10 protein-coding genes are annotated in these 13,844 nt (G+C 60.6%); all 10 read right to left on the reverse strand.

The window, feature by feature from the left end:
- Positions 1-162 precede the first annotated feature (162 nt).
- The gene (locus tag KRR23_RS27520; RefSeq protein ID WP_216744998.1) at positions 163-816 is read right to left on the reverse strand and encodes an alginate O-acetyltransferase AlgF; all 654 of its coding nucleotides are present in this window, start codon (positions 814-816) and stop codon (positions 163-165) included.
- Positions 817-830: 14 nt separating this feature from the next.
- On the reverse strand, positions 831-2,006 hold the full coding sequence (locus KRR23_RS27525; RefSeq protein ID WP_216744999.1) for an alginate O-acetyltransferase: 1,176 nt from the start codon (positions 2,004-2,006) through the stop codon (positions 831-833).
- A gap of 11 nt (positions 2,007-2,017) precedes the next feature.
- Positions 2,018-3,496: an MBOAT family protein gene (locus KRR23_RS27530; RefSeq protein WP_216745000.1), complete on the reverse strand. Its 1,479-nt coding sequence runs from the start codon at positions 3,494-3,496 to the stop codon at positions 2,018-2,020.
- 397 nt (positions 3,497-3,893) lie between these two features.
- Positions 3,894-5,018 (reverse strand): mannuronate-specific alginate lyase, encoded by a 1,125-nt coding sequence (locus KRR23_RS27535; RefSeq protein ID WP_216745001.1) that lies wholly within the window; start codon positions 5,016-5,018, stop codon positions 3,894-3,896.
- A gap of 8 nt (positions 5,019-5,026) precedes the next feature.
- Positions 5,027-6,475 carry an alginate O-acetyltransferase gene (locus KRR23_RS27540; RefSeq protein ID WP_216745002.1) on the reverse strand — a complete coding sequence of 483 codons (1,449 nt, stop codon included), beginning with the start codon at positions 6,473-6,475 and terminating at the stop codon, positions 5,027-5,029.
- Positions 6,476-6,486: 11 nt separating this feature from the next.
- On the reverse strand, positions 6,487-8,079 hold the full coding sequence (gene algG / locus KRR23_RS27545; RefSeq protein ID WP_253912286.1) for a mannuronan 5-epimerase AlgG: 1,593 nt from the start codon (positions 8,077-8,079) through the stop codon (positions 6,487-6,489).
- Positions 8,080-8,105: 26 nt separating this feature from the next.
- Positions 8,106-9,605, reverse strand: coding sequence for an alginate export family protein (locus KRR23_RS27550; RefSeq protein ID WP_216745004.1), 1,500 nt, complete (start codon positions 9,603-9,605; stop codon positions 8,106-8,108).
- Complete coding sequence (algK, locus tag KRR23_RS27555) at positions 9,602-11,113, reverse strand: alginate biosynthesis TPR repeat lipoprotein AlgK (protein ID WP_216745005.1); 1,512 nt, start codon at positions 11,111-11,113, stop codon at positions 9,602-9,604. Before algK ends, KRR23_RS27550 begins: the two co-directional genes overlap by 4 nt.
- A 9-nt stretch (positions 11,114-11,122) precedes the next feature.
- Positions 11,123-12,292 (reverse strand): alginate biosynthesis protein Alg44, encoded by a 1,170-nt coding sequence (locus KRR23_RS27560; RefSeq protein ID WP_216745006.1) that lies wholly within the window; start codon positions 12,290-12,292, stop codon positions 11,123-11,125.
- A 35-nt stretch (positions 12,293-12,327) separates the two neighbouring features.
- Positions 12,328-13,809, reverse strand: coding sequence for a mannuronan synthase (gene alg8 / locus KRR23_RS27565; protein ID WP_216745007.1), 1,482 nt, complete (start codon positions 13,807-13,809; stop codon positions 12,328-12,330).
- Positions 13,810-13,844: the final 35 nt, after the last annotated feature.

Consider the following 13,844-nt stretch of genomic DNA (forward strand, 5'->3'; position numbering starts at 1 on the left):
GCTGCATAGCAGTCGTAAAACCGTTGCGCGCGTTCGATCTGGCACACCGCGATCGCCTGATTTGGGACCGCTGCGCGCTCCAGCGCGGGCAAGCCCGCTCGCCACAAGTACTTCACTTGACTCGATACCTATGATGATCGGCAGGCATTCCAGGCAAATTCATTAACGCGTCGAGACCGGGCGCTTGACCCAGACCGGCGACAGGCTGCTGCCGTTGCCGGTGACGTAGAGCACCGCTGCTTCACCGCGCTCCAGGGCGACCGGTTTCACGTCGCTGACTTTCTTGTCGCCATCGAACAGCGCCAGGCTGACTTTCACCGGGTTGATTTCACGCTCGCCACGGCTCTTGACCGCGACGGCCTGGACCACTTCGGTCTTGCCGTCGGCGGTCTTCAGGGTCAGTGCCTTGTCGCTGAGGTTCTGTACGCGGACCAGGGATTTCTGCTTGTTCTTGAACGGTGGTTCTTCGATCAGTTGCGGCTGGCCGTTGGCGTTGTTGACCAGGGTGTAATAGTGGTCGGCGGCGAGTCTCAGCGGCAGGCTCTGGCTACCGACTTTGGCGCTGTAGTCGCCACCGGGCATGAAGCTGAAGTCGCTGCTGGCCAGTGGCGCGACATCGCTGATAGCGGTGCTGCCGACGCTGGCGCTGACTTCGGCGTTACTCGCGTTGTAGATGCGCACAAAGGTCGAACCTTTCGGTGCGACTGGGCCGTAGAGTGCCGCGTCGCCACCGGCGAAGGCCTGGGACAGCAGACCCATACCTGCTACGAGGACAAAAGTCTTGGCGAGACGACGAGGATTGGTAGTGAAAGTCATAGGAGTTACCTCTTTCAGTTTTGCGCCCGGTCGGGCGTCTCGGATTTGGTGTTTACAACTACGTTTTGTTGGCGTGCACCGGCTTGTTTGAGTGCTGCGACCCACTGCGGGTCGGCGTCGCCGATTTCGTTGTTCACAGGCAGATAACGTTCAGGGAACTCCCAGATCAGCACCTGTGGCGGGCTGTTCTTGAAAGCATCGCTGTTCAGGTAGCTGAGCATCGGCAGGATCGGGCCATGGCCGTCTTCGGCGTAATTGACCACGTCGCTGTGCAGTGCTTGCTTGAGCGCGCCGACGAAGTTCCAGTTCGGGTTGGCGCTGTAGCTGGTGCCGATCAGCGCCACCGGCACTTCGTTGTTGGCGAACAGGGCGTCGTCACCGGCAGGCTGGTTCTCAACCGCGTAGGTGTTGCGCTTTTGCAGGGGCTCTGGCGCGGGCATCAGGTTTTCGAACAGCGGGTCCAGCGGCAGGAACAGTCTCAGGTCGCCCTTGTGGCTGACTTGCTCTGCTGGCTCGGTGACAAAGCGCTGCGGCTGGCCGCTGAGCGGGGTTTTGTCGGCGATGGTTTTGGCCAATTGCTCGGCGGCAATTTGCGCGCCCTCTGGCGTCCAGTGCGTGTCGGTACGCAGGAACACTTGCTGGCCGTTCTGCTTGGCTTTTTGCAACGGGCCGAGCAGGTCGGGGGCGAGGATTTTGTCGGCGGCGACACGGGCGTGAAAATCCTTGTAGAGGTCGGCGTGAATGCGCGTTGGTTTCACTTCACCCAGGTGTTCCGGGTACAGGCGAGTCTTGGCCGGGACAATCGCCATCACCAGTTGCACGCCTTTGGCTTTCAAGGTTTGGCGCACGCCTTCGACCAGCGCGTAGTTGCCTTGCAGGTTCAGCTCTTCATTGACCACCGGGTTGAATTCTTCATCGCTGTACAACCACTGATCGCGACCGAGCACCACGCCCGGACGACCTTCGTTGAACAGTTTGAAATCAAGCAGAGCCCAGAGGTTGGTGCCCAGGCGTTTGATCGGGAAGTGGTCGTCGTAGTGGGTCTCAACGGCTTTGCTCCAGCGGCCGTTGAGTACCGTCGCGTCGGCGTTAGTGTTGAAACCAAAGAAGCTGCGCACCGACCACAGGCCCAGGACCAACAGGGTCACGAGGAACAGGGCGATGTAGAACAGACGTAATGAGCGGGTCATGGTCAGATCCCTCAGAACTGGAAGTAAAGGAACGGCGAAAAGCTTTGCGCCGAGAGTTTGAGGATCGACGCGATGAACAGCAGCAGCACCAGCGCGCGCATGGCATAACGAGGCCAGTCCGCAACCCAACTGGCCGCCAACACCTGGGCGTCACCGTTGACAGGGTTGTTCGCGGTGGCGTCGAGCCGCGCCGCAGGTCGGTTGCGGTAAAAGTCCCGCAGCCCGAAGAACGCCAGCGTGGCGTACGCCACTGCCAGGGTGGCGACCTGCAGGCCGGTGAGGCTGGCGCGGTTGAGTTCCGACAGCGACCACTCGCTGAAGCTGAACATCGCGCCATACATGCGGCCGGCAACGTGCAGGTTTTCCGCGCGGAAAATCACCCAGCCCATCACCACCAGCAGGAAGGTCAGCGCCCAGCGGATAGGGTTGAAACTGCGGGGCGAGGTGTTCAGGCCAATGGCTTTTTCAATCGCCAGCCACATGCCGTGCCAGGCACCCCAGACGATGTAGGTGATGTTCGCGCCGTGCCACAAACCACCGAGTAACATGGTCAGGAACAGGTTGCGGTAGGTGATCAGCGTGCCTTTGCGGTTACCGCCCAAGGTGATGTAGAGGTAGTCGCGCAGCCAGGTCGACAGGCTGATGTGCCAGCGGCGCCAGAACTCGGTGATCGACTGGCTGATGTACGGCTGCTTGAAGTTTTCCATGAAGCGGAAACCCATCATCAAGCCCAGGCCGATGGCCATGTCGCTGTAGCCGGAGAAGTCGAAATACAGCTGCGCGGTGTAGGCCAGCGCACCGAGCCAGGCATCGCCCGTGGTCGGGTTTTGCAGGGCGAAGCAATGGTCGGCGACCACTGCCAGGGTGTCGGCGATGAACACCTTCTTGATGAAACCCTGCATGAACCGCGTCGCACCTTCGGAGAATTTATCGAGGGTGTGGGTGCGGTTGTTGAACTGATCGGCCAGGTCGCGAAAGCGCAACACCGGGCCGGCGATCAGGTGCGGGAAGATCGCCACGAACGCCGCAAAGTCGATCAGATTGCGGGTCGCCGGAGTATCGCCGCGGTAGACGTCGATGATGTAGCTGATGGACTCGAAGATGTAGAACGAGATACCGATCGGCAACAGCACGTGGGTCAGGATGAATGGCGACAGGCCCATGGAGCTCATGATCGCGTTGATGCTGTCGACCCCGAAGTTGGCGTACTTGAAGTAGCCGAGGATGCACAGGTCCACCGCCACGCCGAGCAATAGCCAGCGTTGCGCCGGTTTGCTCCGCACGCCGGCCGCCCCGACTTTCAGGCCGATCCAGTAGTTCCACAGCGTGACGCCGGCGAACAGTGCCAGGAAGTCCACGCGCCACCAGGCATAAAACACATAGCTGGCGATCAGTAGCAGCAGGTTGCGATAGCGTTGCCCGCTCAAGTAGTACAAGCCGAGAAAGATCGGCAAGAACAAAAACAGGAACACATTGGATGAAAACACCATCCTGATCTCTCCTTGTGTAACCAACAGTCAAGGGCCAACGGCCCCCCCAAACCCCCCGTGGAGTTGGGGGGTGTATTGCGTGTTTGCTTGAGAGGTTGGCTGGCCGTTGGATCGACCCCTCACCCCCCGCCCTCTCCCCAGAGGGGAGAGGGAGCCGATCTGCGTTGCTTTCAAAACTTGAGATCGACTCGATATCTCAGGTCGCCGTACTTCGCCCAATCAACTCGGTCAATCCCTCTCCCCAGAGAGGAGAGGGAGCCGATCTGCGTTGCTTTCAAAACTTGAGATCGACTCGATATCTCAGGTCGCCGTATTTTGCCCAATCAACTCGGTCAGTCCCCTCTACCCTCTGGGGAGAGGGTTAGGGTGAGGGGTGGTTTTCAGCCACTCCACAAAATCAGGAACCTTTCCCACCCTTTTCGTGTGACGGGTCGTAGACCTTGGTCAAATCCCCACCCAGTCGAAAGCTCTTGAACGGCTGCATCGCATGCTTGCGTTCCAGTACATCCGGCGGGCAGGTGTAGAGCGTGCAGAAGGGTTCGAGCCAGGCGAATTTCGAGTCGACTTTCAGGTCGGTCATGTCCTGTTTCTTGCCGTTCTTCTGCTCGAACGTTTGCGGGTCTTTCACCCCGGCGAGCACCCGGTCACCGAGGCGTTTCAGCGCGCCGTTGTTTTCCTGGCGCAAGTCGACACCGTTGACCTGAGCAAAACTGGCGATCATCGCCAGCGGTGGCAGGGCGTAGTTGTGATAGGCCAGCGCCCGTTGCTGACGCTTGAGCTCGTTGGGCAAGAAGCCTTGCGCGTCGACCTGATTGGCGCCGACCTTGTATTCCTTCACGGCCCAGTCAAACAGGTCGCGGCGGTTGGTCGCGACCGACGTTGCCATCACCGACCAGGCGGCCCAGTACGAGTGGTTGTTGGTTTGTTCGAGCGGCAGGTTGTCCCAGTCGCTGACCACCTGATCGGCCATCTTGCTGAACCACGCCTCGATCACTTGGGCTTCCTGCTGATGCGTTGCCAGCGGATGAGAGTCGGAGAACTTCAGGCGGATGTAGGCCGAAGCCATGCTGCCCAGCGCCCATTTGCGCATTGATTTGCCGGTGTGGTTGAAGTCCCTGGACATCAACGCATCGGCCTTGGCCCAGGCGGTAAGCCAGTTGAGCGTGCATTCCAGCTGTTCCGGACGACCGTCGCGCATGAACTGCATCACCCGTTTGCTGGTGCCGCGTTCGAGTGTGGTGATGTCGGCGGTGGTATCGCGAAAGGCTTTTTCCGACGCGACGTTCAGGGTCGAGCGCGCCTTGTCGGAGCCTTCGTATTTGCTGCGAAATTGCAGGGCGCCGGTGTACGGCGTCGGCATCGCATCGCAGCCTTCGCTGTTGTCGCCGTTCTTGAATTTATCCACAGGTGCAAAATAACCCTGCGGCGGGCGCAGCGGCGTGGCGGCGTGGGTCGCCCCGGCGAACATCGCCAGGCTCAAGAGCGTAGGTGCAAGCAGGGTTTTCAGTTTCTGATTTCGCATAACAGACCTCATTGCCCGACCTGAGCGGTACGTTGCTCAGCACCCGGGAATACGTTGCGTTTGCAGATTTTCGCTTCGACTTTTTGTGGCGCAGCACCCGCTTCCGGGCCCTGGATTTCGACGGCCAGCAGGTTCTGCGTGGCCCAGTCTTCATCGGTGCGCAATTCAAAGGCGAAACGCCCGTCGGTATCTGCGGTGTGTGGTTTGTCGATCTTGATGTCCTCGTGGCGACCGTTCATGTACCAGAGAGTGGCTTGCAGGGTTTTCACCGATGGATCGGCGAAACGGATGTCGACCTGATGGTCGCTGTTGCGCAGGTCGATGTTCTTGCTGTTGACCATCAACTCGTTTTTGCCCGGCTTGAGCGTGGCGCTGCCGGACATCCGTGCCTCTTTGCCTTCGCAGCCGTTATCGAGCAGCGCCATCATCTGGCGGTAGATGGTTTGCTGGTCGAGGCGATAGAGCGGCGAGAATTCCCATATGAGGATTTTCGGCGGCTTCTTCTGGAAGTCTTCACTGCCCAGGTACTGCAGCATCGAACCTTCCAGACCACCGCCGGGGAAAGCGACGTTGAGAATGTCGGCGCCAATGGCCTCTTCGAGGAACCCGGCGAAGTTGTAGTTCTTGCCACTGTGGCTGGTGCCGACCAGGGTAATTTCCGGGTTGCCGGAATCGCCGAACAGGTCGCCGTCTGCCGCTTCACCTTTGGGTTCAGTGGTGAACTGGTCCATGTACTGGATCGCGTAACTGGTGCCGCAGAGCTGCCCGGCCATGTTGTGCAGGGTGCCGGTCTTGCCCATGCGCCCGGACCTCTTGGTCTCGAATTCGCGCTTGGGAATGCCGGCGAAAACCGGGAGCTGCTTGACCTTCTCGGCGACGATTTTCGCCGTGCGCTGGGCACCGTAAGGCGTCCAGTGCTGGTCGCCACGGAAGTAGAAATCGTGGGCGGGCAGGGTGTCCGGCAGCGATTCGTTGGTCAGCGGCGACAGGTCCGGCACCACGTAACCCATCTCGGCGAAACGCCCGAGCATGCCCTGGTAATTTTTCAGTGCCTTGTCGTAGTCGAACGCGGCTTTCTCTTGCGGGTTGAGCTTGTTGCGGTTCACCAGACCACGAGTCGGCTGATACACCACCACCAGTTCAACACCTTTGCTCTTGAACGCGTCGTGCAGTTGCTTGAGCCGACGATAGCCTTCGGGCGTGGTATTGAACTCGGTGCGCAAGTCTTCCTGGGTACGGAACAACCAGTCGCCTTGGGCTTGTACCAGGGTGGTGAAGTTTTGCTGATAACGCGTGGTGTAATTCTTTGCGTCGAGCGCTTGCGGGCACAGGTTGCAGCAGGGCTCGGCGCTGAAGTTCGGCGCCTTGGCGTCGTCTGCACTCGCAGCAAAGCTTGCGGCAAACATTGCGGCAGTCAGGCCGGCGAGGCTGAACAGTTTGATCAAATGGGGCTTCATGAAAGTCATCCTCAGTCGCGCATTTCGGTCTGGCGTTCGACGGGGTCGATCAGCACGGCTTTCTGTTGGCGCACCAGCAGGTCGAGGATTTCGTCCTGGCGTTCGCCAAGGATCCCCGAGAAGCTGATGCCGCTGGATTTGGTCGGGGCGAGCATCGACACCCGGTACAGTTCGACGCTCAATGGCGAGTCGATGGACAGCGGTCCGCTGCCGTTGGCCGCCAGTTCGCCACCGACGACGATCAGCGAGACCTCGGCATCGAACGGGTCGAGCTTGATGTCGCGGTCGGTGTCGGTGAGGTCCTTGATGTGCCCGTAGACCCCGGTCAGGCCGTTGTTCATGGCGACGTTTTCGTAAAGGCGAATGTTCACGCTGTTACGAATGCGGATGCCGTGGCGCTGGTTGCTGATCACCTTGTTGCCCCACAGCAGGTTGTCGGCACTCTCGTAGAGGGTGATGCCGTCGGTATGGTTGCGGTAGATCTCGTTGTAGGCGATCAGGTTGTTGACGCTGTTACGGTCGATCACCAGCCCCGAGAGGTGGTTGTCGTAACTGCGGTTGTTGAAGATGAAGCTGTCGTTCACTTCGCGGGAAATGATGATGCCGTGCTTCTTCTTCGTTCCATGCACCGTGTTGTCGGCGATGATCAAGCCGTGGGAACGGTCGTGGGGGTCGATGCCGTAGACGATGTTGTCGCGGTAGGTGTTGCCCTTGACCACGAAGTCGCGGGTTTCATAGCAGTAGAAGCCGTACCACATGTCCGAGAACTCGGAGCCGATGATCCAGCCGGTCGGTTCCGGGCGCTTGAGTACCTTGGCCATGTTCGGCGTGTACTGGGAAATACTCACCCCATAGGACTTACTGTTGGAGTAACCGAAACTGGCCAGCTTGCTGTTGACGATGTAGGTCTGCGTGCCGCCCCAGGCCAGCAGGAACGGACGGAAGTCCCTGGGCGAACGGAAGCTCGCCGGGCCGTTGTCCTTCTCGCGCCAGCCCGTGATTTTGCTGTCACGCACAAACAGCTGACCGTCGTTGACCATGAACGAACCGGCCTCTTCGGACAGGCGCAACTCTTGCGTCTGTTGGTCGATTTCGAGGATGCCTTTTTGCCCGACCACGATCGGCAGCCTGGCGAGGAACACGCCGGGTGAGGTCTCGTTGAAGTATTGCTTGGGCAGCTTCTGAGTCAGGTCCTTGAGGTTGACGTAACCGTCGTCGATGAAGATCGCCTGAGGAATGCCGTGTTGACGCACCACCCATTCAGCCATCTTGTTATCGCCGCCGATGAAGTCCTTCAACGCGTCTTCCTGCATCATCCGACGCACGCTGACTTTGCCGGCCTTGCTGCGCACGATCTTCGCCGCAGCGGCTTGCGCGGTGTAGCCGGAGAGGTCGGGCAGCTTCGGTGCCGCCAGTTCCAGTGATGCGGTCGGCGCGCTGCTGACGGTGTAGGTCTTGGCCTGCTGCAGTCCCTTGGCCACGGTCGCTTGCGGCCCTTTTGGCACAGGTGCTACCGGCTCGACGTTGGCGAACACCGCTGAGCTTGTCAGCAGCATCGCGCCGACCAGCAGGCTGAGCGAGCCTTTGAGCGCTGGGTTGTTCATCTGGGGCACTCCCTTGGCAGCTCGCATCAGAAGCGCCAGATCACGTCGATGAACGCACGGTGCATGTACGAGTCGACCTGTTTGCCGTAGGCATCGCCCGGCTTGAACACACCGCCACGAAAGCGCACCAGTGCCGAGGGCTCATCGATTGACTGACTCAAACCGGCCGGCAGCAGGCCTTGCTTGAAGTACTTGGTGACCACCAGATCCACTTCCTGGCCGAGGTCGGTCTTGCCATCCACCAGCGGCAACGAGGTGCTGGACAGCAGCGCGCCGGTGATGTCGTCAGAGCTGTTATTAACCGAGTTGTTTTCCACGGCGTTGATACCGTTGCTGCCGACCGGTTTGTTGCCGTCGACGCGCCAGAACTTGTGGTAGACCAGGCTGGCGTCGTAATCGTCCTGCAGCATCCAGGAGCCGAACAGCGTGGCGCTTTGCATGTTGTTCATGTCGCTACGGAAAGCTTCGCCAAAGCGGTGAACCCGCGAGCGCGTGCCGGTGTAGTTCGAACGGTTGCTTTGCAGGCCGTTTTGCTCGTAGTCCGCGCTGGCACGGGCGTAGGCCGCGCCGACTTGCCATTGCGGATCGAGGCGAAGACGCACGCCCAGATCCGTGGCCCAGCCGCTGACGTCGCCGTTTTTCGAGGCATCGATCGGGCGGCTGCCATCGGCGTTCAGCGGGTTGACCGTGTCACGGTTGCCGCTCATACCGGTGAGGCTGGCCCAGTAGTTGACCGTGTTGGTGTTGCGCCAGTTATAGGCGTCGCTGTTGGCTTCGACACCGAGCCAGCTCAGGTCGCCGTTTTGTTTCTTGGCGAGCGAGTCAGGGGCTTCGCCGGGTGTCGGGAAGTCGAGCTTGCCGTCATCATGGGTGTGATGGGCGCGCAGCCCGACCCACTGGCCAGGCGTCCATTGGGTTGCGATATCGCCGAACACGTGCAGGCGATCCTTGTCCTTGGGCGCTAGTTCGGTGAGGTCGGTGCGGTATTCGCTGAAGCGTTCGGCAACACCGACGTTGGCCCGCAGCAGGGTGGTGTCGAAGGTCCAGTTCAACGCTTCGATGTTGGTGTCGCGCCATTGGCCGTCGTCGTTACGCAGGCGCTGGCGACCGAGTTTCAGCTGCTCGCCGGGGTAGGGTGTCAGGCCGCTGTAGCCGACCCAGAACTCACGCATCGCCAGGTAGTTTTTCTTGCTCTGGCGACCGTTGTTGCCGCTGCTCTGGGCGCCTTGTGTATCGGACTGCAAGGTGTCGGTTTCAATGATGTCGCTCGAGGTCACGGCCTGGCCCATGGCGTAGGCGCTCCAGTTGCCGCTTTCACCGTAGACCCATGGACGCAGGTCCAGGGCAACGCCGTTGACGTCGCCGCCGGGCTTGGTGCCGAGGTCGCTGTCGTCTTCGGACTGGCCGGTGACTTTCACTTCCAGGCCGTAGTTCTTGGTGTCAGTCATCGCGGCCAATGTCGGGCAGGACCACAACAGGGCGAAGGTCAGGCCGATTCCGGCTTGAACGAATGGATTGAGCTTCATAGAGATTCCTCGCCGTCTTTTTCTTGCAGGGCCTCGACTTGCAACGTGCTATGGCTCAAGGCGCCACGTGTGGCCTGTTCCTGTTTCAACAGACGTTGGGCCTCGGCCAGCTGCGCAGGCGGCAATTGGGTTTCGAGTGTTTGCGCCAGCTCGGTGGCTTGCGGGGTGTTCTGGGTCTTGGCCAACTGGCTGAAGACATAGGCGTTGAGCGGGTTGGGCTTGGTGCCCTTGCCTTGGGAGAACAACTGGGCAATGGCGAAGTCGGCGCTGTTCTGGCCGTTGCGCGCAGCGGTCAGCAAGTGGTCCAGGGCTTTTTGCGAATAGACCTTGCCCAGGTAGCCACGGCGGTAGATCTGGCCGAGGTAGTAATCGGCGGCGACTTCCTTGCCCACGGCTTTCTGGAAGTGTTGCTCGGCGACCTTGGCGTCGGCCGGTAGCCATTTACCTTCGTAGTAGAGCTTGCCCAGCAACAGTTCGGCGCGAGGCTGATCGGCGGCGCGGCCGTTTTCGAGGTATTCCATCATCTTGTCGACGTCACCCAATTCGGGGAAGTCGTAGAGCAACTGCGCCAGGCTGACCCAGGACGCCGGGTAGCCGGGGGCGATTTGCTCGAGCATGGCTTGCGCGGTTTTTTCGTCCGTTTTGCCAAGGCTGGCATCGCCGAGCACGCGGGCCACGCTGTCCATCCGCTGGGCGGACACTTTGCCCTGGCTGTATCCGGCGTGCAGTTGCTTGAGCAGTTGCGCCTGTTGTTCCGGTTGGGCACGTTTCTGGTAGACCGTGGCCAACTCGACGTAGCAGATGTCGGTGGTGTTCAGCGACGCTTTGCAGATGCGCTCGACGTCATCCAGGTGCTGGTCGTAAGTGCCTTGCGTGCGATACAGCAGCACTTGCGCCAGACCGGCTTCCGGATAGCGGGCGGCGCGCCACTGGCTGATCTGCTGCTGGGCGTTGAGGTTCGGGAAACTGTGGGGATATTGCAGGTACAGCATGGCCAACGGGATCAGCGTGTTGCCCTCGCCATTGGCAAAGGCTTTCTTCAGCAGACCTTCGGCCTCGTGTTGCTCGGCTTCGGTCGAACCCGGCTTGGCCACCAGCAGACGACCCAGGCGCGCTTGCGCTCGCGGCGAGGTATCGGCGGCAGCACGGTAGGTCGCTTCGGCGGCTTTGATCTGCGCCGGGTCGCGGCTTTCCACCTGGATATCGGCCAGCCCGACCTGTGCTTCGCTGTAACCCAGGAGAGCCAGTTGTTTGTAGTTCTGCTGCGCGAGCGCGGTGTCGCCGCGCTTGAGGGCTTCATTGGCCAGACGCTGGTCGGGCAGGCCGGCGCAACCGCTGATGCTGACTGCCAACGCCAGTGCGCAGAACGCATGACCCATGTGGGAGCGGGCTTGCTCGCGAAGCAGTCGCTGCGGTGCATCAGGCAAACCGCGCTGATTCCTTCGCGAGCAAGCCCGCTCCCACAGGGGCTGCGGTGTGTTCGAGATTTTTGTGGTGGTCACAGGCATGTCCTCCGCTTAAAGACCCGCGGCCATGGCTTTGTCGATCAGCCAGTTCAAGGAGGGGCCGCGGTTGCTGCTGACTTCTGCCGGGCGACCGGCGAAGGTGCTGTCCAGCGGCGCGTCAGGCTTGATCTGCACGCGGATGTCGGACGACAGGTCTTCGCTTTTCAGGCTGGTGCTGCTGACGATGGTGCCGGTGCGCGTAGTGTCTTCGCCGGCGATCTGGAAACTCACCTTCGTACCCGGGCGCACGTCAGCGAACTGGCGATAGGAGAAGCGCGCTTCGACACTGGCCTGGCTGCCCTGCGGCACCAGTTTGAAGATCACGTCGCCTTTGCTGGCGTACTGACCGTCGGCGACCATTTGTTGGGCCACGGTGCAATCGCAGGGTGAGGTGAGGGTGCCGGTCATCTGCTTGCCGAACAGTTCTTCAACCTTGGCCGGTTGTAACTGGTTTTCGTCCAGATGACCCTTGAGCACGTCGAGCATGCTGGTGCTGAACGTCGCCAGCGGCGCGCCCTTGGCCGCAACGCCATCGGTTTTGATCAGGCTTTGGACGGTGCCGTCGCGAGGCATGGTGACGTTCATGCCGGAAACGCTGACCAGACCGGCCTGGGCGTGGCTGACGAAGTACATGCCGTACACCGATTTGAAAACGAAGCCGAACGCTGCGAGGCCGACGACGAAAATCCCCAGGCTGAAGGTCACTGCCCGCAAGCGCCCGAAAGCGCTCATGCCGTGGCCACCGTCCTTGACCTTGCGTGCCTTGGTGAAGTTGTCGCGTTGCAGGGTCGCCAGCACATCGCCCATGGTCACGATGTCACCGGACAGGTGCGACGTGATCAGCTGGCGCAGGGTCGAGATGTCCTGCGGTTCGAGGTTCTGGAACTGGCAACCGGTGCGGCCGGTCTGGCGGTCGAACGAGCGAATCTGTATCTCGACGTCCATGGCCAGACCGAGGTTGTCGATCAAGAATTGCAGGCGGCCCTTGTGCACGTCGCCGACCTTGAGCGGTATCTGCCCGGCATTGAAGCTCAGGCCTCCGGCGGACAGGTCGATGAGCCGTGTGTCCACAGGCGTACGGTCGGGTCCGAAGAAGCGCAGCTTGGCCGGGATTTTCACCCGGGCGTGTTGGCGTTGGGCTTCGGATTCATGCACTACGTTGACGTTCGCGGCGGTATTCATAGGGGGTATTTCCTCGTTAATTCAGGCAAGGCAGGTCAGACCATCAACAGCAGCACGGCGACGAAGATGCTGCCGGCGGAGAAGGTCATGGTCCGAGACGACCAGGTGTTGAACAAACGCTGTGCGCTTTCCAGATCACGGGTCAATTTGGTGTCCTGACGGGTCCAGGACTGTTGGTCGAGGCGGAAGAACACGTAGATCTTCACCAGCGCGCCAACGATCTGGTTGTAATAAAGAATCGCCGGGTAGGCCGGGCCGATCTTGTGTCCCGAGCAGGAAAGCAACAGGGTCAGGATCAGGCGGGTGATGCCGATCCACAGCAGGTACACGAGGATGAACGCAGTGCCGTATTTGAAGCTGGCGATCAGCGCTACGGTCAGGCCCAGCAGCGAGGTCCACATCGACACGCGTTGGTCGAACAGCACCACCGAGGTGAACAGGCCCAGGCGTTTCATCCCCAGGCCCAGTGCCCGGGAGTTCTGCCGTAGGTTGTTGCCGTACCAGCGGAACATCAGTTTGCGACTGGCCTTGATGAAGCTCTTTTCCGGCGGGTGTTCAACGGTGTTGATCGCCGCGTCCGGCACGTAGAACGTGTCGTAACCCAGGCGCATCAGGCTGAACCAGCTGGACTTGTCGTCGCCGGTGAGAAACTTGAAACGGCCCAGGCGCCAGTGTTGCAGCGAGTCGCTTTCGACGTCGGCGATGAAGTCCGGGTCGGTGACCACGCTGGCGCGAAACACCGACATGCGCCCGGTCATGGTCAGCACGCGCTTGGACAGGGCCATCGAGCACATGTTGATGTGGCGTTGGGCGAAGCGCAGCTTGTGCCATTCGCTCATGATGTAGCCGCCGCGCACTTCGCAAAATTCGTTGGTGGTCAGGCCGCCGACGTTGCCGAACAGCTGGAACCACGGCACGGTTTTACGTACTACGCCTTCGGCAAGCACGGTGTCGCCATCGATCACGGCCACGACCGCGCGGTCGTCCGGCAGGTGGCGCGAGATGGCGCGGAAACCGAAGGCCAGGCCATCGCGTTTGCCGGTGCCGGGGATGCGCACGAAGTCGAGCTTGACCCGGTCCGGCGGGTTCATTTTGGCCCAGAGGCTTTTCACCAGCAGTTCATCGGACATTTCCACGATCGAGCAGACCACGGTGGTCGGGAGCTCGCACTCGATCGCTTCGCGAATCACCGAGCTGTAGACCTGGGCGGTGGTCAGCGCGTCGATACGAAAACTGGTGACCATCAAAAAGACATGGGACGGGTCTGCCGCCTTGCCGAGCTTGCGCACTTTGCGCCGCAGGTGCGGGTAGACCACGTAGAGAAACAGCATGCCGCGCAAAAAGTGCGTGGCACCCATCGAATAGCGCCAGATACCGACGACGCCAATCAGGAAAATGAAGTCCTTGGACTGCGAGTCGAAGGTGCTCACCGGCAGCGCCATGGCGATGCCCATCAGCAAACTGAGGTAAAACAGCCAACCGGCAGCCTGAAGTAGGCGGTGCTTTAGCCTGTGCATAATCTGCATCCATTGTGTTTCGGCGATGAGCAGTC

Origin of the sequence: Pseudomonas sp. CVAP#3 (assembly GCF_018986375.1) — a bacterium.
GTDB lineage: Bacteria > Pseudomonadota > Gammaproteobacteria > Pseudomonadales > Pseudomonadaceae > Aquipseudomonas > Aquipseudomonas helvetica.

What these genes read in the sequence shown, in the direction of transcription:
- KRR23_RS27520 (WP_216744998.1), bottom strand. Translation starts at nt 816, where the DNA reads ATGACTTTCACTACCAATCCTCGTCGTCTCGCCAAGACTTTTGTCCTC.
- KRR23_RS27525 (WP_216744999.1), bottom strand. Translation starts at nt 2,006, where the DNA reads ATGACCCGCTCATTACGTCTGTTCTACATCGCCCTGTTCCTCGTGACC.
- KRR23_RS27530 (WP_216745000.1), bottom strand. Translation starts at nt 3,496, where the DNA reads ATGGTGTTTTCATCCAATGTGTTCCTGTTTTTGTTCTTGCCGATCTTT.
- KRR23_RS27535 (WP_216745001.1), bottom strand. Translation starts at nt 5,018, where the DNA reads ATGCGAAATCAGAAACTGAAAACCCTGCTTGCACCTACGCTCTTGAGC.
- KRR23_RS27540 (WP_216745002.1), bottom strand. Translation starts at nt 6,475, where the DNA reads ATGAAGCCCCATTTGATCAAACTGTTCAGCCTCGCCGGCCTGACTGCC.
- algG (WP_253912286.1), bottom strand. Translation starts at nt 8,079, where the DNA reads ATGAACAACCCAGCGCTCAAAGGCTCGCTCAGCCTGCTGGTCGGCGCG.
- KRR23_RS27550 (WP_216745004.1), bottom strand. Translation starts at nt 9,605, where the DNA reads ATGAAGCTCAATCCATTCGTTCAAGCCGGAATCGGCCTGACCTTCGCC.
- algK (WP_216745005.1), bottom strand. Translation starts at nt 11,113, where the DNA reads ATGCCTGTGACCACCACAAAAATCTCGAACACACCGCAGCCCCTGTGG.
- KRR23_RS27560 (WP_216745006.1), bottom strand. Translation starts at nt 12,292, where the DNA reads ATGAATACCGCCGCGAACGTCAACGTAGTGCATGAATCCGAAGCCCAA.
- alg8 (WP_216745007.1), bottom strand. Translation starts at nt 13,809, where the DNA reads ATGCACAGGCTAAAGCACCGCCTACTTCAGGCTGCCGGTTGGCTGTTT.